We start from the raw sequence: 23,049 nt of genomic DNA on the forward strand, positions 1-23,049 counted from the left end.
CGGCCGCGCCTTTCAACACAACAATCGCCAAGGAGAATGATCCAATGAAAGTGCTCGTAACCGGGGGGGCCGGACAGGTCGGTTCACACGTCGCAGAAATGCTTATGGAACGCGGCGATCATGTCATCGCCATCGACAATCTGGAAACCGGGCGGCGTGAACACCTGCCGCAATCGCATCCGAATCTGACCTATGTCCAGGGCGACATCGCCGACAAGGCACTGATCGATTCCCTGTTTGAAGAGCACAAACCCGACATCGTCGTTCACACGGCCGCGTCCTACAAGGACCCCGACGACTGGTATACCGACACGGTAACCAATGCCGTCGGCGGCGCCAATCTCGTCAAGGCCGCCAAGATTCACGGCACCAGGCGTTTCATCTATTTCCAGACGGCCCTGTGCTATGGCACCAAGCCGACCGAAAGCCCGATCACGCTCAACCACCCGAAGAATCCGGCCAATTCCTCCTATGCGATCACCAAGACCGCTGCCGAAGATTTTCTGGAGTATTCGGGCATCGACTTTGTGACTTTCCGCCTGGCCAATGTCATCGGTCCGCGCAATGTCTCCGGGCCGCTGCCGATTTTCTTCCAGCGCCTTCGCGACGGGAAGAAGTGCTTCATCACGCCGGCACGCCGTGATTTCGTTTATGTCGGTGACCTGGCACGAAATGTTATCAAGGCCGTCGATGGAACGGGAAGCGGTGCGTATCACTTCTCCTCGGGCACCGACATCGCGATCAAGGAGCTGTATGATGCTGTCGTCGAGGCTCTGCAGATCAATGAATATCCGGAACCGGACGTCCAGCCGCTCGGCCCTGACGATGCGGCTTCCATCCTGCTCGACCCGTCGCGCACCTTTGCCGATTTCGGACAGATAGAGTTCACGCCGCTCAAGGAATTCGTGAAACTCGCCGTCGACTATTACAATGAGCACGGCACGCTGGGTGAATACACGCACCTGCGCCTTCAGGACAAGAAACAGTAGGTTCGGTCACCATGCGCATTCTCATTACTGGCGGGGCGGGCAGCCTCGGGGCCAACATTATTGACCATCTCCTGCCGCGTGACGGCTACGAGATCCTGGTCCTCGACAACTTTGCGACCGGCAACCGCTTGTCGCTGCCCGAAGGCCATCAGCGCCTGTCGGTCGTCGAAGGCTCGGTGGCCGACAAGGCTCTGGTCGATAAGTGCTTTGCCGACTTCCAGCCTACCCATGTCATCCATTCGGCCGCGGCCTACAAGGATCCCGACGACTGGGAAGAAGATGCGCGTACCAACATTCTCGGATCTATCCACGTCGCCAAGGCGGCTGAGGCGGCCGGGGTGAAGCGTCTGGTGAATTTTCAGACAGCGCTGAATTTCGGACGGCCGAAGACCGTGCCGATCCCGAATGACGCACCGTCCGCGCCTTTCACCAGCTATGGCATTTCGAAAACAGCCGGCGAGCAGGTCATGCTGATGGCCAACCTCAACACGGTGTCGCTGCGTCTGGCCAACATTACCGGCCCGCGCCTGGCAATCGGCCCTATTCCGACCTTTTACACGCGACTTAAGGCCGGGAAGAGCTGCTTCTGTTCCGATACCGTACGCGATTTCATGCACATGGATGATTTCATCGCCATCCTCGACAAGGCGCTCGACGAAAATGGTCCGACCGGCGTCTTCAATATCTCGACCGGTGAGGGCAAGTCGATCAAGGACGTCTTCGATCAGGTCGTGGCCTATCTTGGCATCGAGTTGGCGGAAGACGTGCCCATCGTTCCCGTTGGCGATGATGACGTGCCGGCCGTTGTTCTGGATCCGTCGGTGACCGAAAAGGCTTTTGACTGGAAGGCCCGGGTTTCTTTCGAGGACACCATCCGCAAAATGCTCGAATGGTATGACACCCACGGTGTTACAGCGATCTATTCACACGTCCGCGTGCCGCCGAAAGCCGGTTGAGAATTCCAGCGCGCTTGAGACTTAACGCAGACAAAGCCGAGGCAAAAATGGCCGAAAAGACGTTTGACGGAAAAAAACTGATGATCGCGGGCGGTGCAGGCTTCGTGGGCTCCAACCTCGCCCGCGCGCTCCTCAAGACGGATCTGAAGGAATTGATCATTGTCGACAATCTCTTGTCATCGGATCCGGTGAATATTCCGGATGACCCGCGTGTGACGTTCATTCCGCGTTCCATCACTGACGACGAGGTCCTGTCCCGGATACCGGACGATCTCGATTTTGCCTGGGCGCTCTACTGCCTTCACGGCAACCAGTCGTCGATTGCTGACCCGATGCTGGACCATGACAACAATACGCTGCCGAGCCTCAAGCTGTTCAACCGCCTGAAGGACATCAAGTCGCTTGATCGCGTCGTGTATGCGGCGGCGGGCTGTGCAGTTGCCGAAAAGACATTTGGCGAAGCCGCGGCGACCAAGGAAGATGCGCCCGTCTCGCTCTATCACGACAGCCCGTATTCGATTTCGAAGCTGATCGGCGAATTCTACGGAAACTATTTCTGGAAGCAGTACGGGTTGCCCTTCGTGAAAGCCCGTTTCCAGAATGTCTACGGACCCGGGGAAATCCTCGGTGCAGGACGCTGGCGTGGCACCCACCATTCGGTGTGGCGCAATGTGACGCCGACCTTCATCTTCCGCTCGCTGCACCACGAAGCGCTGCCGCTCGACAATGGCGGCGATGCCAGCCGCGACTTCATCTTCGTCGAGGACATGGCGCGTGGCCTGATGGCCTGTGCGCTGAAGGGCGGCGCTGGCGAGACCTACAATCTGGCATCGGGCGTCGAAACCACAATTCTCGACCTTGCTGCCAAGATCAATGCACAGACAGAGAACCCGACGCCCTATGATCTCAAGCCCAAGCGCGACTGGGACACATCCGGCAAGCGTTTTGGCGACCCGACGAAATCGCGCGAGGAGCTGGGCTTCGAGGCGCAGATCTCCATTGATGAGGGGCTGAAACGCACGGTCGAATGGACCAGGGAAAACATGCCGACGATCAAGCGCTGCATGGCTCAGCACGTCCACTTCGTGCCTGACATCAAGAAGTATCTGAAGGACTAGACCACAGTTGACCCGTACCATCTTCACCGTCGTCGGCGCGCGTCCGCAATTCATCAAGGCGGCTGCCGTCAGCCGTGTCATCGCCGGCCGGCCCAATCTCAACGAGCTGATCGTTCATACCGGCCAGCATTATGACCCGGACATGTCGGACGTTTTCTTTGACGAGTTGGGCATTCCGGTCCCTGCGCGGCGTTATGAATTCGGCGGCGGAAGTCACGGGGCGATGACGGGCAAGATGCTCGCTGCGATTGAGGAGGCGCTTGTCGAAGACAAGCCTGATGCCGTGCTCGTCTATGGTGACACCAACTCGACGCTCGCCGGTGCACTTGCTGCTGCGAAGCTGCATATCCCGGTCATCCATGTCGAGGCGGGTCTGCGTTCGTTCAACCGCCGCATGCCCGAAGAGATCAACCGCGTCATGGCCGACCATTTGAGCGCGCTTCTGCTTTGTCCGACCCAGACCGGCGTCGACAATCTGAAAGCGGAAGGCATTACCCGGGGCGTTCACGCCGTTGGCGACGTCATGCATGACGCGACGCTCTATGCCATCGAACAGGCCAGGGCGAAATCCGACGTCATCGAGAAGCTGGATCTCGAGGGCCGCGACTATGCAGTCTGCACGCTGCATCGCGCGGAAAACACAGATGATCCCGACCGGTTTACCCGTATCATCGCCTTCCTTGAGGAACAGGCCAGGGAACGTCTCGTCGTCTTCCCCGTCCATCCGCGCACCCGAAAGGTGATGGCTGAACGGGGCATTTCACCGAAGGGCGTAAAGCAGGTCGACCCGATGGGATATTTTGATCTGAACCGTCTGATGGCGGGCAGCTCGCTTGTGCTGACGGATTCCGGCGGTTTGCAGAAGGAAGCCTATTTCCACCGCAAGCCGGCGATCACGCTGCGCGACGAGACTGAATGGGTCGAAACCATCGAGGCGGGTTGGAACCGGCTCTGGACGCAGAAAGACTGGAAGAGTCCGCGCCGCGACATCCTGGACTATGGTCAGGGTGATGCCGGTGAACGCACAGTCGATGCGATCGAGGCCTTCCTGGGATAGCGGACCGGATATCGGCACCTTTTCGGGTATCACGCATTTGCTGGAATTCAGTTGGGTCGCCCGATAGCGCTTACCCGATCGGATCGTCGCCTAGAGGCGGCGCGACCGGACAGTCTGCGGTATATCTGGTACGGGCTGGAAGTTGCCGCAATAACGCCCCATGACCGTTAACGGGTGGATGCAGACAAAGGCAAAATAGAATCAGGTCGCCCACTAAACCCCGGTAATTGTCGTCAGGGATTTGCCATGCTGCCCGTTTAGGGTGTAATGTCACAAGTGAGCCAATCCTGCCTTAGCTGAAAGATACGCCTTGTAGTCCATTGCCTTTTGCAAATGCCCTCACACTCGTCAACCTGTCGGCATTCGCCGCAGCTCTTGTTATCATCGTGGATAGTGCGGCGCTCGCACGCGTCCAGACTTCGCCCGTGCCGGACACTACAATAGAGGCGGCTTTGGACTGGTATGAGGCCGCAGGCCTCGACGCTGATCAAATTGCCAGCCTTCCTGTTGATGAGCGCGCAAGGCGGCTCACCCAAGCGGTCTATGCTCATTGTGAACAGGGCACACAATCCGTGTCCGATATCGATGAACTTTTTCAGGAATGCGTAACGGCATGCGGTGGATTTTCTTACGTTCTCAGAGGGCTATTGGAGGCGACAGGTGCCCAAACCCGCTATGTAAATCTCTATAATATTCCAAATCAGGGCAATCACACTGCTGTCGAGGTCAAGATAAATGGGCATTGGGCGTTCTACGATCCGACGTTCGGAGTGTACTTCACAGAAGACGGAGACCCGCGAGGACGAATTCTTTCGCTTCGCGAGATCACAGCTAATTACACAGAAGAGGGGCTCGCGGACCGCGTCAATCAGGCGCGCGAAGCCCGACTGGACATTCTGGAGCAGTCTATGGGGGAGCTGTTTTCTGGTGAATTTGACCATCCCTTTATGTCGCTGAAAAATTATCAGCTGGCCGAGGCCAGAAGCCGGCTCGACTCCCGAGAGCTTGTGATTCTGGACATACCACTGGAATTAACTGGCGGAACAGCGAGTATCGGCGACTTTGAAGCGCGCACCATGGCCGATGCGCAGGCAGCATGGCTGCAACAGACCAATGCACTGCTTGTTGATAATGACCTGTCCAACGACGTCTCCTATCTCAGCCATCGGCTGTCCAACAATCAGGGGGAAAGGCTCACAACAATAAGCGTTTCCGGTCTCAGACCGGAGCAAAGATATGAATTGACACTTTTGTTTTTCGCAGCCGCGGACAGCGAAGTACAAATCGCGTCGCTGGGCCGTACCGCCTTCTTCGGGGGCAGAAATGTGATACCGATTGAGGCTGGCCGCACAATTCAGGTGGGTCCCTTTGTTGCAGTTGAGAACATGGCGCAATTTGCCGTGCGAAATCTGGATGACACGGGAACCGTCGGGCTGCTTGGCGTTGAAGTTCGCCGGTTGGACGGCGGACGCCAATAGGGGCCGGTCGAGTGGAGATAGAGCTCGACACAACCGGCCAACACACGAAAGAGTTTATATGTGTTCTTTGTCCTTCCGCGTTTTGTATCCCGGCTACAACTTGACCCGCTTCGCGGCGATGGCCATGGGAGAGCCGCGAGCAAGCCGAATGGTGCCGTGAAGCTCTGCTTTCGCTAGCGTATGATCGTTGCGCAAAACGCCCAAGGTCGGCTGAAAGCATGCGCCCGATTTCCGGTATAAAGTCTTGTTTTGCCAAACATGGCTGAGAGCTTGGGACGATTACCAGCGTAATTACCAGTCCGGTGAAATTCGGTGGCGCGCCGAATTCTTATGGTAATTTGGGCTGTAAGACCGGTAGTTCTTTCCGTTGACTTCGTCGTCGCTCTCATCGACTCCTTGTCATGGGTTGAGAAAGGTATGCAGTTCTGATGACATCAGGGGGCAGTTCTGTAAGCTCGAGTGGTTATATCGCGTCTCTCGACGGCTTGCGTTTCGTCGCATTCTTTCTCGTTTACCTGCATCACAGCTTTTACACCGGATATGACGCGCTGTCCTATTTTCAGGGCAATATGTGGTTCGGTGTCGAGCTGTTTTTTCTGCTCAGCGGGTTTCTCATCACCCGCCTTCTGCTCGACGAGCGTCAGCAAACCGGAACCATATCATGGAAACGATATGGCATGCGGCGGATACTGCGCATCTGGCCGCTCTATTTCACCGTGATACTGCTGTTCTCGGCAACCGGCTGGTTCAATTACGAAGACAATTACTGGCCTCATTTCCTGAGCTTCATGACCTTTACGAACAATATCCATTCAGCGTTTGCGGGATGGCCGAGCTCACCGGTTATTTCGCCGCTTTAGACAATTTCAAGCGAAGAGCAATACTATCTCATTTTGCCGTTTCTGGCCGGGCTCGCCGTCACTTCACGCCGCGCCTTCCTTGCTGTTGCGCTGGCGTGGCTGGCGATCGCTCGTCATCGGGGCGCTCACTGCCGTGTCTGTGGGAATACTTTTCTTCGCGGGCCTGCTTTGGGTGCCGGGCTGGCATCAGGCGATTCTGTTCTATGGCTCGGCAGGACTCGCTGCGGCGATGCTTTGGCCGGTTTTGTCAACCAGCCTCCTGTCGGTCCCGCTGGGCTGGCGGCCGATTGCCTATCTCGGCCGGATTTCATTCGGGCTTTATGTCTTTCACCGCTTGTCAATGTATCTCGCCGATCTCTTGATACCTCAAATCTACGACCGCGATGCCGTCACCGCGAATGGATGGGTCATGGCCGACACCGGGCTATGGGCCCAGGGGTTCATCATAGTGTTCCTAATCACCGTAGGTTTCGCAGCGCTGTCTTATCAGTTTCTCGAAAAACCCTTCCTGAAGCTCAAGACACGCTTTGAATACATTGAAGGCCGGCCGGTTTGATGCCGGTGTGAAATGCCGCTTGCGGGCAAGCGGAACGCGCGGGATAAACGCTCCGGATTTTTTGACCGGAGGGGCAAGCCGCATGACTTACTGGGCACACGAGACAGCCGTTGTCGATGACGGCGCGGAAATTGGCGAAGGCACCAAAATCTGGCACTTCGCCCATATTCTCCCCGACACGACGGTCGGGCGCAATTGCTCGCTTGGCCAGAATGTCATGGCAGGCCCGGGGGTGACGATTGGCGACAAGGTCAAGGTCCAGAACAATGTATCACTCTATAAAGGCGTGCACCTTGAAGACGGTGTGTTCTGCGGCCCTTCCTGCGTGTTCACCAATGTTCTGACGCCACGCGGCTTCGTCGAGCGCAAGAGCGAATTTGGTGAAACCATCGTGCGCCGGGGGGCGACGATCGGGGCCAACTCGACCATCGTCTGCGGCGATCCCAACGGCCGCACCGAGCTTGGCGAATACTGTTTCATAGCCGCCGGTGCTGTCGTTACAAAAGATGTCCCCGCCTTTGCCCTGATGGCCGGCGTCCCTGCCCGGCGCATTGGCTGGGTCAGCCGTGCCGGCGAAGTGCTGGGCAAGGATCTCAAATGCCCCCGCACGGGTGAACGCTACGAAGAGCGGGACGGCACGCTGGTAATCGTGGACGAAGTGGCACAGGACAGCCCCCATCTTGAGGACTGACCGGTTCGGCATGGAAATCGGACGGGTTGAATGCCTTGTTGTTGGCGCAGGGGTTATTGGTCTCGCCATTGCGCGGCGGCTCGCGAGGGGCGGACAACCGCCGCTCGTGGTCGAAAAGGCGGGGTGTATCGGCTCGGAAACGAGTTCACGCAATAGCGAAGTCATACATGCCGGGCTGTATTATCCGCCGGACAGCCTTAAGGCACGGCTCTGCGTCGAAGGGCGCGAAGCGCTTTATGCCTATTGCGAGACGAATTCCATTCCACATCGGCAAATCGGAAAACTGATTATCGCCGGTGCCGCGCATGAAATACCACGCCTCGAGGCCATTGCCGAAAACGCGCAAGCCAGCGGTGCGGGAAGGTTGGAGCGGCTTGATCTTGCAGATATACGCCGGCGCGAACCGGCCCTTCGGGCTGAAGCCGCGCTGTTTTCTCCCCGAACGGGTATTATCGACAGCCATGCCCTCATGTTGACATTACAGGGCGAGGCCGAAGCGCATGGCGCCCAGGTTGTTTTCAATACAAGGGCAGTCAGAGCGATTCCGGAGGCAGATGGATATGCCGTCGAGTTTGCCGATGGGAGCTGGCTCAAGACGCGCACCCTCGTCAATTCTGCCGGGCTCTTCGCGCGCGATTTCAGGGTTGAAGGATTATTGCCGCCCGCCCTCCACCTGGCCAAGGGCAGCTATTTCACTCTGGACGGAAGATCACCCTTTTCGCACCTTATTTACCCGATCCCTCCGGAGGGCGGGCTGGGCATACACTTGACCCTGGATTTGGCCGGTCAGGCGCGCTTTGGTCCCGACGTCGAATGGGTCGATGAAATCGATTACGCTGTCGAACCTGGCCGCCGGCTAGCATTTGCTGAATCGGTACAAGCTTGGTGGCCGGCGCTGGATCCTGATCGCCTTCAGCCCGGTTATTCCGGCATCCGCCCGAAACGCTCCGGTCCCGGCACTCCGCCGGCGGATTTTGCCATAGAGGGCGCCGAAACTCATGGCCTCCCCGGGCTGGTGCAGCTTTTCGGAATGGAATCTCCGGGCCTGACGGCCTGTCTCGCGGTTGCCGACGCGGTTGCAAAGCGTTTGGAAACGGACGACATCACAGCATAGCCACCGCGGGTCGATGGAATCGGGAAGGGTGAATCATGTCGGAAGATGCGCCTCGCGCAGACATTGTCATCGTCAATTACAATGCAGGCGAATACCTGATTGAGTGCGTTAGGTCGCTGGAAACGCAGACCGAGTCACGATTCCGTTGCTTCATTGTCGACAACAGCCCCGGCAATGGCGATGTCGAGGCACTTGGCGCACTGGACGATCGATTTGTGATCGAATCCCAGCCGGGCAATACGGGATTTGCCGCCGGTTGCAATCGGGGCGCGGCGCTGGGATCGGCTCCCTGGATCGCCATGCTCAACCCCGATGCTTGCGCGGAACCGGACTGGCTGGAGAAACTGCTCGCCTGTGTCGAAACCCATAATGTCGCCATGGCAGGCTCGACCCAGATTATGGCTCAAAATCAGGACAGGCTGGACGGGGCGGGCGATGTCTATACGGCCTATGGTGTGGCCTGGCGGGGAGGGTTTGAACAATCGATTGATCGGAATCCGCCAACTGGCTATTGCTTCAGCCCATGCGCCGCCGCTTCAATCTATCGCCGTACGGATTTCAACCGGGTCGGCGGATTTGACGAGCGCTTCTTCTGTTACATGGAGGATGTCGACATCGCTTATCGGCTGCGCTTGCTCGGCGAGCGGGCCATCCACTGCCATGAGGCGAGAGTGACTCATGTTGGCTCGGCAACCTCCGGGCGCGCCTCGCCTTTCGTGATCTACCACGGCACGCGAAACCGCATCTGGACCTTCCTGAAGAATACACCGCCGGTCCTGTTGGTGCTGATGTTGCCGCTACATGTCCTGGTCAATCTCGCTTTTCTGGTCCGCAGCGGTTTTCATGACCGTTTCGGCCAGACTTGGAAAGGCACGCGCGACGGCATTGCCGGCTGGTCATGGATCCGGACAGAGAGGAAACGCCTGGCTGCCACCCGCAACACCGGGAGCTGGAAGCTGGCCGGGGCGATGTGCTGGTCGCCCGTCAAACTCCTCCAGCGGGCACCGGACGTCCGGCCCCTTGGCAGGTCTCAGGCCTTGAAATAGGCTTGGTACCAGTCGACAAACGCTTGCACGCCGTCCTCGATCCGCGTGGTGGCGGCATAATCGAAATCGCGTGCAAGAGCCGAGACGTCGGCGCTCGTCCGGGTCACGTCGCCTGGCTGCATCGGCAACATGATCTTTTCGGCTTTCCGCCCGACCGCTTTTTCGATTGCTGCGATAAAGTCTTTCAGGGGCCGCGGGTCCGATCCGCCGATATTGTAGAGCGTGTGAGTGCCTGTCTCTGCACCGGCCTCGACAATCTTGACCACGGTCCGGATGACGTCGTCCACATAGGTGAAATCGCGTTCCATATTCCCGTCATTGAAGACCTTGATGGGTTCGCCGGCCAGAATAGCTTTGGTGAACAGCCAATAGGCCATGTCCGGTCGCCCCCAGGGGCCGTATACGGTAAAGAAACGCAAGCCGGTTTGCGCCAGCCCGTACAGGCGGCAATAGGTGGCACTCATCAGTTCATCTGCGCGCTTGGTCGCGGCATACAATGACATTGGCGTTTCGACGGGATCGGTTTCCCTGAAAGGCGCATCGTCACGTTCACCATAGACGGATGAAGAGGACGCATAGGTCAGATGCCGGACGCTGGATGTGTGCCGCGCAGCTTCGAGAACCGATAGATGCCCCAACAGATTGGAACGCGCATAGGCCATCGGGTTTTCAATGGAATACCGCACCCCCGCCTGTGCCGCGAGATGCAGAACACGGTCCGGCGCATACTTTGTCATCAGCGCACCAAGGGCGGCATCTTCGGCAATATCCAGTTTTTCAAACTCAAACAGCGGCTGACCGGAAAGCCGGGCGAGGCGGGATTCTTTCAGAGCCGGATCATAATAGTCATTCAGACTATCTACCCCGAGTACGTGATGGCCCCGGCCTGTCAGTGCGAGCGCAGCATGAGAGCCTATGAAGCCCGCAGCCCCTGTCACTAGAATCTTCATCGCTCTAATCCGGTCGATCCGTGCAATCTGCGTTAGCTATAATTTCTATACGGATTTCATAGAGATCGACACTGTTCGCACCAGCTTCTGCTGCAGGCCAGACTCCGGCCCAGCCGAAGGTCGGATTGCAGTACGGGGCGTCCACGGTCAGCGCATACTCGCCTGTGCCGTCCTCCAGCGCATGCGGGGTCCAGTAGGACTGGCCCAGCCCGTCTTCAAAAAATCCAAGATCAACCGTTTCTGCACCAGCCTCTCCGGAGGGGCGCAGCACATAAATCACGCGTAGATCAAAGCCGGCAATCGCGTCCAGCTCGTATGGCCGCAAGGCGTCAAATACCCCGGCTGAAGCCGTCAGATTCGGGTTGCCGCGTTCGATATCAGCCGAAATGCGCGCAAACAGGCGATTGTCCTGATCACGCAATAGCTGCGTGGACACACCTTCCCCCGCCGCCAGGTGCTGAAGTCTGTCGCCGGATATGGTGATGCCATTCTCGCGAATATCGGTTGTTACACCAATGCGGTCGGCACCGGTAATCACAAGCGGAATCCCGATTGCGCAGGCTGCCAGCGCTGCCATCAGCGGATAGAAGATATAGTCATTGGATCGTAGGAGCATGGCGGTTAGAATCTGATCCGGGCGAGGGATGGAAAGAACTATATGGACCCCCTAACACGATTGGAGAGCCGGAGCATATATATCCTTCGGGAGGCGCGCCGGGCTTTTACACCCATGGCGATGCTGTGGTCATTGGGGAAAGACTCCAATGTCATGCTCCATCTGGCTCGTAAGGCCTTTGGCGGGCGGGTGCCCTTTCCCGCAGTTCATGTCGATACTGGCAAGAAATTTCCGGAGATGTATGCCTTCCGCGACCGGTATTCGAAGGAATGGGAGCTGGATCTCATCGTGCGCGATTGCCCCCCCCTGGCCGATACGGATGACACATTGCCCCCGGCCGCCCGCTCTGCGGCGCGCAAGACAGCCGGACTCAAGAATGTTTTGAAGGAATTCAAATTTCGCGCCTTGATTGCAGGGATCCGCCGCGACGAGCAGGCGATCCGGGCCAAGGAGCGCGTCTTCAGCCCGCGGGATGCATCGGGGGCCTGGTCGGCCCGGCATCATCCGCCGGAATTCTGGGACCAGTTCTCAACCGGTTTGCCGGAAGGCGGCCATATGCGCATTCACCCGCTGCTCGACTGGACCGAGCGTGATATATGGCTCTATACGCGCCGCGAGAAGCTGCCGGTGATTGAACTTTATTTTGCCCGGGACGGAAAGCGCTACCGTTCCCTTGGAGATCAGGACATCACCTCTCCGGTCGCTTCCGCAGCGCAAACCGTTGATGACATCATATTGGAACTCGAAAGTTCGAAGATCGCCGAGCGGGCGGGGCGCAGCATGGACCACGAGGCGGAAGACACATTCGAACGCCTGCGGTCTGACGGGTATCTCTAGGCCATGGATATGACAAAAGCGCTTACTCCGGTTGTCTTTGCCGGCCATGTTGATCATGGCAAATCCACGCTGATCGGCCGCTTGTTGGCGGACACCAATTCGCTCGCCGATGGCCGCCTCGAGGAGGTCATCGCCAGTTGCAAGCGGCGTGGTGTCGAATTCGAGCCCGCCTTCCTGATGGACGCCATGCAGGCCGAGCGCGATCAGGGTGTCACCATTGATGCCGCGCGTATTCTCCTGAAATCCGGTACGCGGCAATTCCGAATTATCGATGCGCCCGGCCATGAAAGTTTTTTGCGCCATATGGTATCCGGCGCTGCTGAAGCCAGTGCCGCCGTTCTGGTCGTGGATTCGTCCGAAGGTGTCCGTGAACAGACTCGCCGCCACGCCATGCTGCTGGGGCTCCTCGGCGTCGTGCGGATTATTGTCGTGGTCAACAAGATGGACCGCGTGAGAGAGCCACAGCCGGTTTTTGATCGCATATCGGCCGAGTTGAAGACACTGATGGCGGATGCCGGGCTGGAAACCCATGCCGTCATTCCGGCGGTGGCGCGATCCGGCGAAATGGTGGTCCGGCGCGACGGTGAAAAGGGTTCTCTGCTGGCCTGGTGGGCGGGACCGACCCTTCTGGACGCCATGGAAGGCCTGCCGGATGAGGCCGAGGCCATCGAGCGGCCATTGCGCATGCCCGTGCAGGACGTGCTCAAGGAGGGAGACCGCCGGATTATTATCGGCCGGGTGGAGTCGGGCAAACTGTCGGAGGGCGAAACCGTCCTGCTGTCGCCCTCGGGTCAGACCGCCAAGATTGCCGGGCTCGTGGCCTGGCCGGACGACGCTCCGACCGCATTCGGTCCTGGGGATGCTGCCGGGTTTGTGACCGAATCCCGTCTATTCATCGACCGTGGCGAAGTCATATCCGCAGTCTCAAGTCCCGCGCGGGAGGGCAACCAGTTCGATGCCCGCCTGTTCTGGCTCGCCGATCACGCCTTGCGCCAGGGCGATGCGGTACATGTCCGGCTCGGTACGGCGGACGCGCTGGGTGAGGTGTTGAAGGTTCACAAGGTCAGTGATGCCGGCCGTGAAGGCGTCGTCGCACAGGATGAAATACCGACAGGCTCCATTGCCGATGTCACCCTCAGACTCCGCCGGCCTGTGGCGCTGGATGATTATCGTGATGACCCGGTCACCGGGCGTTTTGTTCTGGTGGAAAAGGGCGTTATCTGCGGCGGCGGTCGCATCTCGCTGGAAGGCTATCAGGATCAGGGTGCGGCACGCCGCGCAAAGGCCAGTCATATCCACTATTTTGCCAGCGCGGTCACGCGTGCAGATCGTGAACAACGCACCGGCCACAGAGGCGGGGTGATCTGGCTGACCGGCCTTTCCGGGTCGGGTAAGTCCACCCTCGCCAATGCGCTGGAACTTGCGCTCCATCGCCGTGGCTGGTCGTCCTGCATTCTGGATGGCGACAATCTGCGCCACGGACTGAACGCCGATCTCGGCTTTTCGCCGGATGACCGGACCGAGAATATCCGCCGGGTCGGCGAGGTCGCGGCCCTGTTCGCGCAGGCCGGCATGATCGCGATTTCCGCCTTCATCTCGCCCTATCGCGAGGATCGCGACCGCGCCCGGGCCGCCGCCGGTGAAGGCTTCCACGAAGTCCATGTCTCAACCTCTCTGGCGGTCTGCGAAGAGCGCGATCCGAAAGGTCTGTATCAAAAGGCCCGGGACGGGGTGATCAAGGAATTCACCGGTATCTCAGCCCCCTACGAACCGCCGGAATCCCCTAATCTGGAGATTGATGCCGGCAGTCAGCCGATCGAGATTTGTGTTGAACAATTGCTGGATTATGTCGACCGGAACTTCCGGCTGTGAGTGTGGATGCCGCCTTTCTCGATGCTCTGGAAGCCGCTGCGCGCGACGCCGGCCGAGCGATTATCAGTGTACGTAAAGCGGGGTTTGAAACCGAGCGAAAATCCGATGCTTCTCCCGTAACCGAGGCGGACCGGGCTGCCGAGGCCGTGATCATGGAGCATCTCCATCGCATCGCGCCGGGTGTGCCGGTGGTTGCCGAAGAGGCGTTTGCGGCCGGACAGATACCGGAGACAGACGGCGAGTTTTTTCTCGTCGACCCGCTGGACGGCACACGGGAATTTGTCGCCGGGCGTGACGAATTCACTGTCAATATCGGCTTGATTGTGAAAGGTGTTCCGACAGCGGGCCTGCTGTACGCGCCTGCGAAGGACCTGATGTATGCGGCCAGCCCGCAAGCCGCCTGGTTCATAGACGGGACCCACCGCCGTATTCTGGCAGGACGCCAGCCGGACATGGCTCAGCTGGTTGCCGTCGCCAGCCGGTCACATCGCGATCAGGCGACCAATGAACTGCTTGAGGCCTTGAAAGTGTCGGACACGGTCGGCGTCGGATCCTCTCTCAAATTCACACTGCTGGCAGAGGGGCGTGCGGATCTGTATCCACGCTATGGCCGGACCATGGAGTGGGATACGGCCGCCGGTGACGCCATACTGCGTGCGTCAGGCGGACAGGTGCTCGATATTCATGGCAATCCGGTCCGCTACGGTAAGGCTGACATCGACGATCCCTTCGCTCATGCGGGCTTCATCGCCTTCGCCAGTGAAAAAGCCGCCCACGCTTACCTTTCACACATCAATTTGCGATAGAAAACTTCCCGAAACGGATAGTCCGGGAATGGGTATGACGGCGCCAAAATCACTCATTGATACCGCCGCGCGCTTTTGCGACTGGATGCGGGACGCCGCTCTGCCAGTCTGGGCAGAGGCAGGCTGGGATGAGCAGCGCGGCGGCTTCCATGAACGCCTCAATCTTGACGGTACACCGGATCGGGAGGCCGTGCGGCGTGTGCGCTCGCAAGCGCGGCAAGTCTATGTCTATGCCCATGCCCATGAGCTGAACTGGTTCGATGGCAAGGCGCTGGCTCTGAACGGGCTCGACTATCTGGTCGACAAGGCCTGGCAGACGGGGGGCGCCGGGGGCTGGGTGATGAAGCTCAATCCCGATGGCTCTGTCGCTGACAGCACCTGTGATCTTTATGAGCAGGCCTTTGCTCTTCTGGCGCTGGCGCACGTCTATCGCATTACGCAGGACGCCCAGATCAAGGCCCTGGCCCGTGACACGCTCGCCTTCATTGATGATACGCTCGGCCATACCGCCGGCGGATGGCGCGAAGCCGAGCCGGACCGCCAGCCGCGCCGCCAGAATCCTCATATGCACATGTTCGAGGCCAGCCTTGCCCTGCATCAGGCCTTTGGCGGGCAGGGCCATCTCGCCCGCGCCGGAAATATCCTGCGGCTGATGCGCGATCACTGGCTGTTTCCCTCGGGCGGGCTGCGGGAGGTGTTCAACCCCGACTGGTCGCCACTGACCGGTCCGGAAGGCCGCAAGACCGAGCCTGGACACCAGTTTGAATGGGTCTGGCTGCTGGACCGCTATGCCGCCTTGTCCGGCGACGAAACCGGACCGGAAGTGTCCAGTCTCTATGCCTTTGCCAAAGCCTATGGCCGGTCACCGGTGACCGGACTGATCGTTTCGGCCGTCCGCGATGACGGCGTTGTGCTCGACGGAGCGGCCCGGACCTGGCAGCAGACCGAACACCTCAAGGCCGCGCTGGTGCAGGGTCAGACAGGACGGTCCGGTGGATGGGGTAGCGCCCAGGACGCCCTGCATCAGCTCTTCACGAAATTCCTCAACCCCGCCCCCACGGGTTGCTGGGTGGATGCCTATGACGCAGCTGGAAACCCGGCCGTAAAGACTATCACCGCATCCACGCTCTATCATCTGCTGGTGGCGGCGGCGGAGACCGACCGCATTCTCAATCAACAGGGCCAGGCCGGCCTCAGGGTGGTGAAGTGATCCGCGTCCGTCCAGCCATTCTGTGTGGCGGTTCCGGCGAGCGGCTCTGGCCGCTCTCGCGCAAGGACAAGCCAAAACCGTTTCACCGGCTGCTCTCGGACCGGACCTTGTTTGAAGACACCTTGATGCGGTGCGCGGGGGAAGGTGAAGGCATCGGTTTTTCGGCACCGCTCATCATCGCGGGGGAAGCCATTGAAACGCCGGTGCGCGCCGGGTTGAAAAGCACCGGTATCATACCGGCGGCGCTGGCATTCGAGCCGGCAGGCCGCAACACCGCACCCGCCGCCGCAATTGCCGCCCTGCTCGCCCAGAAGCAGGACGGGCCGGAAGCGCTGGTCCTGCTGGTACCGTCTGATCATCACATTGCGCCTGTCACCAAATTCCGCGAAACCATTGCCGCGGCTGCTCCGCTCGCAGCAAACGGAAAGATCGTCGTTTTTGGTATTCCACCAACGCGGCCGGAAACCGGCTATGGCTATATCAGGCAGGGCGCGCCGCTGGGCGAAGGCTTTGAGGTTGCGGCGTTCGAGGAAAAACCGGACGGAAAAACCGCAAAAGCCTATCTGGAAAGCGGTGATCGGCTCTGGAATGCAGGCCTGTTTCTGTTCCGCGCCGATATCCTGCTGCAGGAACTGGCGCGTTTCGAACCGGAAATTCTGAGCGCTGTAAAGGAATCACTCGGGGCCGATGGCCGCATTGATGCGGCCGCTTTTTCGCGCAGCCCGTCCGTACCGCTGGACATTGCCGTGATGGAGCGCACCGCCCATGCTGCCGTCATCCCGACGCGTTTTCACTGGTCGGATGTCGGTACATGGCCATCACTGGCCGATGCGCTGGAGACCGATGAGGACGGCAATATCCTCACCGGCGATATTGAAGCGATAGACTGCAAAAACAGCTATTTACGCGGTGAGGGCGTGACATTGACCGCGCTGGGTGTGGACGATCTGATTGTCGTCGCAACCGGTGATGCCGTCTTCGTGGCCCCGCGATCACGGGCCCATGATGTCAAGAAAATCCTTGCCGAACTGAAAGTGAAAGGCCCGCCCTCTCTCCTGTGACAGCTCGAACTTCGAGTCATACTTGAAGTTTTGGTCATTCCGGCTGATTTTAGCGCAACATGTCTAACACCACCGATCCGATGGCGCAGGCCATAGCGCGGCTCGACCGGGCTTTGAGCCAGGTCGAGAACCGCCTTCATCGCCTGCAGGCCGAGGCGCGCGACAGCGGCGACAGCGATGCCGATCGCGCCCGGCTCGCCGAAGAGCTCGACAAGGCGCGCGCCAGCGAAGCGGCCATGGCTGAAGCCGCAGAAGACGCCTCGCAGGCCCTCGGTCAAGCGATCGCGGAATTGCGGGCCGCTGCAGAGGCGGCGGAGGCTGCCGTGGAGGCCGGAAATGGGTAAGGTCTCTGTCACATTGAATGGCCGGGCTTTCACCATTGGCTGCGAGGACGGGCAGGAAAGCTATCTGCGCGAGCTGGCCCGCCATCTTGACGGCCATGTCACGGATCTCTCGAAGCAGGTCGGACAGATTGGCGATCTCAGACTGCTGTTGATGGCTTCGCTGGTGGTCGTCGACGAGTTGAAAACCGCCCAGAACCGGCTGGAAGCGCTGGAATCCCATCTCAACCGGCTGAAAAGCGAGGGCGTGCCGAAGGAAAACGCCGGTTCTGACGGTCTGGTCGAAGCGCTGAACGGCATTTCCGCACGCCTTGAAGCACTGGCCACAGATGATCCCTCTTGAGGATGTCCGCGGGGCAGCCCACATATGTCCGTGGCGGTCCCTGCGGCACTCGTCAGGACTTTAATTCCCCGCGGCCTTACATCTCGTCGAGGGAGCTGCCTCTGATTGGGATCGTGGTCCCTGATACGCGGCGCCCACCTGCATCTGTGGGTTCGATGGGAATTTACAAAGTCCAACGGTGACTGTGGGGCCGCTACATGTTCCTGAACTGGCGAAAACAACGGGCACGGAAAACAGCCCTCGAGCGGCGCAAGGCCGCACAGGCGGCGCATCCCGAGGCCGCCAAAGCCCTCGTCACGCACTTTCCCGACGCGATATGGCCCGGCGTGGGGGAGGTCGTGGCCGGCTACTGGGCGGCGCATTCGGAAATTGATGCCATCCGCCTGATCGAGACCTTTCACTGCGAACAGGCCCGCATTGTCTTGCCGCGCGTCGCGGGGCCCGGCCAGCCACTGGAATTTCATGCCTGGCACCCGGACGATACTTTGGAGACCGGCGCGCATGGCATCGCTGTACCCAAAAAAGGCACGGCACAGCTCGTCCCGAACCTGCTTCTGGTGCCGCTGCTGGCCTTTGATGATCGCGGTTATCGTCTGGGCTATGGCGGCGGCTATTATGATCGCACCCTTGCAGCGCTGAGAGCGGCCGGCCCCGTCACCGCGGTTGGCCTCGCCTTCGAGGCGCAACGGGTGAAAAAGCTGCCCGTGCAGCGCCATGATCAGCGCCTTGATTGGATTGTCACCGAAAAAAGGGCATATCGCTTCGCCTGAACAGGAAGGCAGTCATTATGCGGATAGCGTTTTTCGGCGATGTCATGGGCAAGTCCGGGCGTCAGGCCGTGCAGGAATACCTGCCGGGCCTTATCACCACGCTTGATCTCGACTTCGTCGCCATCAATGCCGAGAACGCGGCCGGGGGATTCGGCATCACCGAACGCACGGCCAATGAGTTGTTTGACGCCGGGGCGGACGCCCTGACGCTTGGCAACCATGCCTGGGACCAGTCCGAAGCCCTGACCTTCATCGAGCGAGAGCCGCGGCTCCTGCGCCCGTCGAACTATCCGCCCGGGACAGCACCGGGCCGCGGGGCCGGCGTCTTTCCGGCAAGGAATGGCGCCATGGTCTTCGTCATGAATGTCATGGGCCGCTTGTTCATGGATCCGCTGGATGATCCCTTCGTCTCGGTGGAAAAGGAACTCGCCGCGGCACCGCTGGGCGAGGTCTGTGATGCCGCCCTGGTCGATTTTCACGGCGAGGCGACGTCGGAAAAGAATGCCATGGGTTATTTCTGTGATGGACGCGCCAGCCTCGTGGTCGGCACGCACACCCATATCCCGACGGCCGATCACCGCATCCTCCCGCAAGGCACCGCCTATATCACCGATCTCGGCATGACCGGTGATTACGAGTCCATCATCGGCATGGACCGGGAAGAGCCGATGCGCCGCTTTACCACGCGCATGCGCTCGGGGCGGTTTTCGCCAGCCGAGGGAGAGGGGACATTGTGCGGGGTCGTGATCGAGACCGATGACCGCACCGGATTGTCAAAGACCGTCCATCCCGTGCGTATCGGCGGCATTCTTCATCAGGCCGAACCGGCGCTCTAGAGCGCCCCCTTGCCGGCTTCGGCCCAGTCTTTCAGGAAGGCGTCCAGTCCCTTGTCCGTCAGCTCGTGCCGGATCATCGCATCGAAGATATTCGGCGGAATCGTGCAGGCATCGGCTCCGGCCAGGGCGGAGCCTTCGACATGCGCCATCGTCCGGATCGAGGCCGCGAGGATATAGGTCACAAAGCCATGCTCGTCATAGAGCGTGCGGATGTCCTTGATCAGGCCCAGCCCGTCCTGTCCGATATCGTCCAGACGGCCGATAAAGGGCGAGACGAAGGTCGCCCCTGCCTTCGCGGCCAGTAGCGCCTGTGACACCGAGAAGCAGAGCGTGACATTCGTGGGATGGCCCTCATCGCTCAGCGCGCGGCAGGCTGTCAGCCCGTCCACGGTCAGGGGCAGCTTGACGACGATATTGTCGTGAAGGGCGCGCAGCTTCTTGCCCTCGGCAATCATCGTCGCGGCATCGGTGGCCACGACCTCGGCGCTGACCGGACCGTCAACCGCTTCGCAGATCGACTTCAGGCCGTCGAAGAAATCACCGCCGGCCTTGGCCACCAGGGACGGGTTGGTGGTCACGCCATCGACCAGCCCGCCCGTAGCACGATCAGCAATCAGTCCGGCATCGGCGGTGTCCAGAAACAGCATCATGGCAGCATCTCCTTGGTGTCCTGTCCTTCGCATATCGGCTGCCGGTGAAGGAAACGTGACGAGACGGCTTGGAGGATGCCCCCCACATGCGCTAACTAGCCGCCACACCAATTCATGCGTCCCGGACGGGCACGCTGCAAACGGAGGCGACCGGACATGGCCGGACACTCGAAATGGGCAAACATCCAGCACCGCAAGGGCCGTCAGGACAAGGCCCGCGGCAAGCTGTTTTCCAAACTGTCCAAGGAAATCACCATTGCGGCCAAGATGGGCGGTCCCGACCCGGACATGAATCCGCGCCTGCGTCTGGCGGTGGCCAATGCCAAGGGGCAGTCCATGCCCAAGGACAATATCCAGCGCGCCATCGACAAGGCGTCGGGCAATGATGTCGATGCCTATGAGGAAATCCGCTATGAGGGCTTCGGTCCCGGCGGTATCGGCATCATCGTGGAATGCTCGACGGATAATCGTAATCGTGCCGCGTCCGATGTGCGCACCGCCTTCTCCAAGAATGGCGGCAATCTCGGCGAAACCGGTGCGGTCGCCTTCATGTTCGATCAGGTGGGCGAGATCCGCTATTCCGAAGAGGTCGCCGACGAGGAAGCGATGTTCGAGGCCGCGATCGAAGCCGGGGCCGAGGATGTCATCTATGAAGCCGGCGATGAGGATGAGGGCGAGCCCGGCGAGCGCATTGTCTTTTGCGCCCGCGATGATCTCGCAGAAGTGGCCGGCAATCTGCAGACCGCTCTGGGCGAGCCGAAATCGGTGAACATCATCTGGAAGCCCCAGACGCTGACCCCGGTCGAAGCCGACAAGGTCGACAGCGTCGTCCGTCTGCTCGAAGTTCTGGATGATCTCGACGACGTCCAGAATGTCTACGCCAATGCCGACTTCCCGGACGAATAGGCGTGCAACCCGGTCTGACCTTCCTTGATGCCGTCAACGTTCCGTCCGGCCCAGGCACGGGCGATGACCGCTACGGATTTGATGAAGGGCAGGGCACAGCCTGGGTCATTGACGGTGCCACCGATGTCGGCACGCGGCGGCTTTTCCCGGACATTGGCGAGGCTCCCGATGCGCCCGATTTCGGCTGGGCAAGCGATGCGGCCTGGTATGCCGACCGGCTCTCCGGACAGTTTCTGAATCCGCCGCAACCGGATGAAACACCCAGAGCCTATCTCGAACGCGTCATCGCAGATATTGATCGTCTGGCCCGCCGGGACGCCGTCGTCCCCATTGATGAACAGCCCCGTCACAATCTGCCCAGCGCCGGCGGCATCTGGATGCGGCGGCAGGAGGATGTGCTGGAATTTGCCGGGCTGGGCGATTGCGTCGCCATTATCCACACAGGCGGCCACACGCAATTCATCGGCAATCTGGACATGATCCGGGCCGAGCATGCGCTCAATCGCAAGCAATTGGCCGAACCTGCAGGCAAGGCGGGCGGCTATGCCAGCGCCCGCGAAACCCGCGGCCGGATGAATACGGAGGGCGCGCACTGGGTGTTTTCCCTGCACCCGGAAGCAGCGGCCCATGCCGAGGTGACGCAGGTACAGATCCGCGGCGAGGCCCATGTGCTCCTGATGTCGGACGGTTTCTTCCGTCTGGTCGAACCCTACGGGCTTTATGACATCAACACGCTGATGGACCGGGCGCTTGAGGATGATGCCCTGCCGGACCTGACGGCGCAATTGCGTGCCGCCGAGCAGAACCCGGAGGACGATATCCGCCTCGGCCGTTTGAAAACCTCCGACGATGCCTGCGCGGTACTCGTGGAAATCAGCTAGTCTGCGGGCAGCGCATACCGCCCGATGACGGGCCGCGTCAGCGAGCCGAGCCAGAGATTGCCCTCATCATCCGGCACCACATTCGCCAGCATGCCGAACCGGCTGTCCGGATCATGGAAGCTGTCGAGATAATTACCGTCCTCGTCGACAACGAGCACGAAGGCCTTTGTTTCGCCGGGGCGCAGCCACACCCATTCCGGCAATTTGGTAATCATCCGCGTCCAGAACGGGTTGCGGTGCAGGAAGCGCATGATGGGCACGCGCTGTGTGTCCATGGCGATATAGAGACGGCCCTGACCATCGCCCATCAGCCCGTCGGGAATGCCTGGCAGATTGTCAGCCACGATTTCCAGTTCGCCCGCTTGCGGACCCTCCAGCCAGTAGCGCGACAAGCGATAGCGATAGGTCTCTAATACATAGACGGCGCGATTATCCGCCGACATGGCTACACCATTGGCGAAATACAGCCCGTCCGCCAGCACCTCCATTTCGCCCGTTGCCGGATCGAGTGCATAGAGCAGTCCATAGGGGCGGTTTTCGGCCATGTCATAGGCATATTGCGGCGTGCCCTGACCCGCACCCCAGCGGTAAGAGGCTTCGGAAAAATAGATCGTCCCGTCCGGCCCGATATCGAGATCATCGGCAAAGGCCAGCGGATGCTCGGTTTCACCCGTTGACAGCCGGGTGACCTCCCCGGACTCGACATTCACGCCATAGATCCCGTCAATCGCGGCGGCGATGAGCCGGCCTTGCGCATCCCATTGCAGGCCGAGAACGGAAAAGCCGTCCGTCACCTGTGCCACCGTGTCTCCGGCCCAGCTTTCACCCGCCCGGACCAGCCGCACGATGGAACCGTCATGCTGGCCGGAATAGACGGCGCCGTCCGGTCCGATCGCCACATCCTCGGATGTGTGCAGCAGGGGGTGGGAGATCAGCTCGGCATCGGCCAGCCGTCCGCGCGGTTCCAGAACGCCGGTGAGGGGCGGGGGTTCAGGCTCGTCCCAATGGGCGGGGTCAACCCGCGCCGGCCACGCCCACCATACCAGAAACAGCACGCCGAAAATGCCCAGAATGATTGCCAGTGTCCGCATGATCCCCGCCTCCC

At 60.0% G+C, this 23,049-nt stretch carries 25 protein-coding genes and 1 other RNA gene; 22 read left to right on the forward strand and 4 right to left on the reverse strand.

The genetic code is table 11. From position 1 onward, the window contains the following. Nucleotides 1-44: 44 nt before the first annotated feature. From DBR16_RS01205 to DBR16_RS01250, 10 genes are all read left to right on the forward strand, one after another. Nucleotides 45-989 (forward strand): NAD-dependent epimerase/dehydratase family protein, encoded by a 945-nt coding sequence (locus tag DBR16_RS01205; RefSeq protein WP_109259415.1) that lies wholly within the window; start codon nt 45-47, stop codon nt 987-989. Between the two features lie 11 nt (nt 990-1,000). Next, complete coding sequence (locus DBR16_RS01210; RefSeq protein WP_109259416.1) at nt 1,001-1,945, forward strand: NAD-dependent epimerase/dehydratase family protein; 945 nt, start codon at nt 1,001-1,003, stop codon at nt 1,943-1,945. Between the two features lie 47 nt (nt 1,946-1,992). Continuing rightward, nucleotides 1,993-3,063, forward strand: a complete 1,071-nt coding sequence (locus DBR16_RS01215) for an NAD-dependent epimerase/dehydratase family protein (protein ID WP_109259417.1) — start codon at nt 1,993-1,995, stop codon at nt 3,061-3,063. Nucleotides 3,064-3,070: 7 nt separating this feature from the next. Next, nucleotides 3,071-4,120 carry a non-hydrolyzing UDP-N-acetylglucosamine 2-epimerase gene (gene wecB, locus DBR16_RS01220; RefSeq protein ID WP_109259418.1) on the forward strand — a complete coding sequence of 350 codons (1,050 nt, stop codon included), beginning with the start codon at nt 3,071-3,073 and terminating at the stop codon, nt 4,118-4,120. Nucleotides 4,121-4,440: 320 nt separating this feature from the next. After that, nucleotides 4,441-5,598, forward strand: coding sequence for a transglutaminase domain-containing protein (locus DBR16_RS01225; RefSeq protein ID WP_109259419.1), 1,158 nt, complete (start codon nt 4,441-4,443; stop codon nt 5,596-5,598). 428 nt (nt 5,599-6,026) lie between these two features. Next, nucleotides 6,027-6,458 (forward strand): acyltransferase family protein, encoded by a 432-nt coding sequence (locus DBR16_RS01230; RefSeq protein WP_109259420.1) that lies wholly within the window; start codon nt 6,027-6,029, stop codon nt 6,456-6,458. A gap of 133 nt (nt 6,459-6,591) precedes the next feature. After that, complete coding sequence (locus tag DBR16_RS01235) at nt 6,592-7,014, forward strand: acyltransferase family protein (protein WP_145959639.1); 423 nt, start codon at nt 6,592-6,594, stop codon at nt 7,012-7,014. An 82-nt stretch (nt 7,015-7,096) separates the two neighbouring features. Next, complete coding sequence (locus DBR16_RS01240; RefSeq protein WP_109260000.1) at nt 7,097-7,705, forward strand: acyltransferase; 609 nt, start codon at nt 7,097-7,099, stop codon at nt 7,703-7,705. 10 nt (nt 7,706-7,715) lie between these two features. Then, nucleotides 7,716-8,819, forward strand: a complete 1,104-nt coding sequence (locus DBR16_RS01245) for an NAD(P)/FAD-dependent oxidoreductase (RefSeq protein WP_109259422.1) — start codon at nt 7,716-7,718, stop codon at nt 8,817-8,819. A gap of 35 nt (nt 8,820-8,854) precedes the next feature. After that, complete coding sequence (locus tag DBR16_RS01250) at nt 8,855-9,865, forward strand: glycosyltransferase family 2 protein (protein ID WP_109259423.1); 1,011 nt, start codon at nt 8,855-8,857, stop codon at nt 9,863-9,865. Here DBR16_RS01250 and DBR16_RS01255 read toward each other — a convergent pair. After that, nucleotides 9,850-10,815 (reverse strand): NAD-dependent epimerase/dehydratase family protein, encoded by a 966-nt coding sequence (locus tag DBR16_RS01255; RefSeq protein ID WP_109259424.1) that lies wholly within the window; start codon nt 10,813-10,815, stop codon nt 9,850-9,852. The two genes, DBR16_RS01250 and DBR16_RS01255, sit on opposite strands and share 16 nt — an antisense overlap. Nucleotides 10,816-10,819: 4 nt before the next feature. Further along, on the reverse strand, nt 10,820-11,431 hold the full coding sequence (locus DBR16_RS01260) for a hypothetical protein (protein WP_109259425.1): 612 nt from the start codon (nt 11,429-11,431) through the stop codon (nt 10,820-10,822). A 42-nt stretch (nt 11,432-11,473) separates the two neighbouring features. On the opposite strand from DBR16_RS01260, the gene cysD reads away from it, so the two are divergent. The 10 genes from cysD to DBR16_RS01310 all read left to right on the forward strand — a co-directional run bounded on the left by cysD (nt 11,474) and on the right by DBR16_RS01310 (nt 19,507). Continuing rightward, nucleotides 11,474-12,268 carry a sulfate adenylyltransferase subunit CysD gene (cysD, locus tag DBR16_RS01265; protein WP_109259426.1) on the forward strand — a complete coding sequence of 265 codons (795 nt, stop codon included), beginning with the start codon at nt 11,474-11,476 and terminating at the stop codon, nt 12,266-12,268. Between the two features lie 9 nt (nt 12,269-12,277). Beyond that, complete coding sequence (gene cysC, locus DBR16_RS14140; RefSeq protein ID WP_267894803.1) at nt 12,278-14,140, forward strand: adenylyl-sulfate kinase; 1,863 nt, start codon at nt 12,278-12,280, stop codon at nt 14,138-14,140. Next, nucleotides 14,137-14,946, forward strand: coding sequence for a 3'(2'),5'-bisphosphate nucleotidase CysQ (gene cysQ / locus DBR16_RS01275; RefSeq protein WP_233347483.1), 810 nt, complete (start codon nt 14,137-14,139; stop codon nt 14,944-14,946). The genes cysC and cysQ overlap by 4 nt, the downstream gene beginning before the upstream one ends. Nucleotides 14,947-14,980: 34 nt before the next feature. Continuing rightward, nucleotides 14,981-16,156: an AGE family epimerase/isomerase gene (locus tag DBR16_RS01280; protein WP_161539356.1), complete on the forward strand. Its 1,176-nt coding sequence runs from the start codon at nt 14,981-14,983 to the stop codon at nt 16,154-16,156. Beyond that, nucleotides 16,153-17,217, forward strand: coding sequence for a mannose-1-phosphate guanylyltransferase (locus tag DBR16_RS01285; RefSeq protein ID WP_109259430.1), 1,065 nt, complete (start codon nt 16,153-16,155; stop codon nt 17,215-17,217). The genes DBR16_RS01280 and DBR16_RS01285 overlap by 4 nt, the downstream gene beginning before the upstream one ends. A gap of 59 nt (nt 17,218-17,276) precedes the next feature. Then, nucleotides 17,277-17,561: a DUF4164 family protein gene (locus tag DBR16_RS01290; RefSeq protein WP_109259431.1), complete on the forward strand. Its 285-nt coding sequence runs from the start codon at nt 17,277-17,279 to the stop codon at nt 17,559-17,561. Continuing rightward, on the forward strand, nt 17,554-17,901 hold the full coding sequence (locus tag DBR16_RS01295; protein ID WP_109259432.1) for a cell division protein ZapA: 348 nt from the start codon (nt 17,554-17,556) through the stop codon (nt 17,899-17,901). Before DBR16_RS01290 ends, DBR16_RS01295 begins: the two co-directional genes overlap by 8 nt. Before the next feature lie 34 nt (nt 17,902-17,935). Beyond that, nucleotides 17,936-18,096, forward strand: a non-coding RNA gene (gene ssrS, locus DBR16_RS01300) — 6S RNA. Between the two features lie 2 nt (nt 18,097-18,098). Further along, the gene (locus DBR16_RS01305; protein ID WP_109259433.1) at nt 18,099-18,671 is read left to right on the forward strand and encodes a 5-formyltetrahydrofolate cyclo-ligase; all 573 of its coding nucleotides are present in this window, start codon (nt 18,099-18,101) and stop codon (nt 18,669-18,671) included. Nucleotides 18,672-18,688: 17 nt separating this feature from the next. Continuing rightward, nucleotides 18,689-19,507, forward strand: a complete 819-nt coding sequence (locus tag DBR16_RS01310) for a TIGR00282 family metallophosphoesterase (protein ID WP_109259434.1) — start codon at nt 18,689-18,691, stop codon at nt 19,505-19,507. On the opposite strand, the gene fsa is transcribed toward DBR16_RS01310, so the two are convergent. Further along, entirely contained in the window at nt 19,504-20,157 is a 654-nt protein-coding gene (fsa, locus tag DBR16_RS01315) for a fructose-6-phosphate aldolase (protein ID WP_109259435.1), read from the reverse strand. The two genes, DBR16_RS01310 and fsa, sit on opposite strands and share 4 nt — an antisense overlap. Nucleotides 20,158-20,313: 156 nt before the next feature. On the opposite strand from fsa, the gene DBR16_RS01320 reads away from it, so the two are divergent. Together DBR16_RS01320 and DBR16_RS01325 are read left to right on the forward strand one after the other, a co-directional pair. Further along, nucleotides 20,314-21,063 carry a YebC/PmpR family DNA-binding transcriptional regulator gene (locus DBR16_RS01320; RefSeq protein ID WP_109259436.1) on the forward strand — a complete coding sequence of 250 codons (750 nt, stop codon included), beginning with the start codon at nt 20,314-20,316 and terminating at the stop codon, nt 21,061-21,063. 2 nt (nt 21,064-21,065) lie between these two features. Further along, a complete protein-coding gene (locus tag DBR16_RS01325; protein ID WP_109259437.1) occupies nt 21,066-21,944 on the forward strand; it encodes a hypothetical protein in 879 nt (292 codons plus the stop codon). On the opposite strand, the gene DBR16_RS01330 is transcribed toward DBR16_RS01325, so the two are convergent. Continuing rightward, nucleotides 21,941-23,035, reverse strand: coding sequence for an SMP-30/gluconolactonase/LRE family protein (locus DBR16_RS01330; protein WP_109259438.1), 1,095 nt, complete (start codon nt 23,033-23,035; stop codon nt 21,941-21,943). The genes DBR16_RS01325 and DBR16_RS01330 overlap by 4 nt on opposite strands. Nucleotides 23,036-23,049: the final 14 nt, after the last annotated feature.

The organism is Hyphobacterium indicum (assembly GCF_003129605.1).
Classification (GTDB): domain Bacteria; phylum Pseudomonadota; class Alphaproteobacteria; order Caulobacterales; family Maricaulaceae; genus Hyphobacterium; species Hyphobacterium indicum.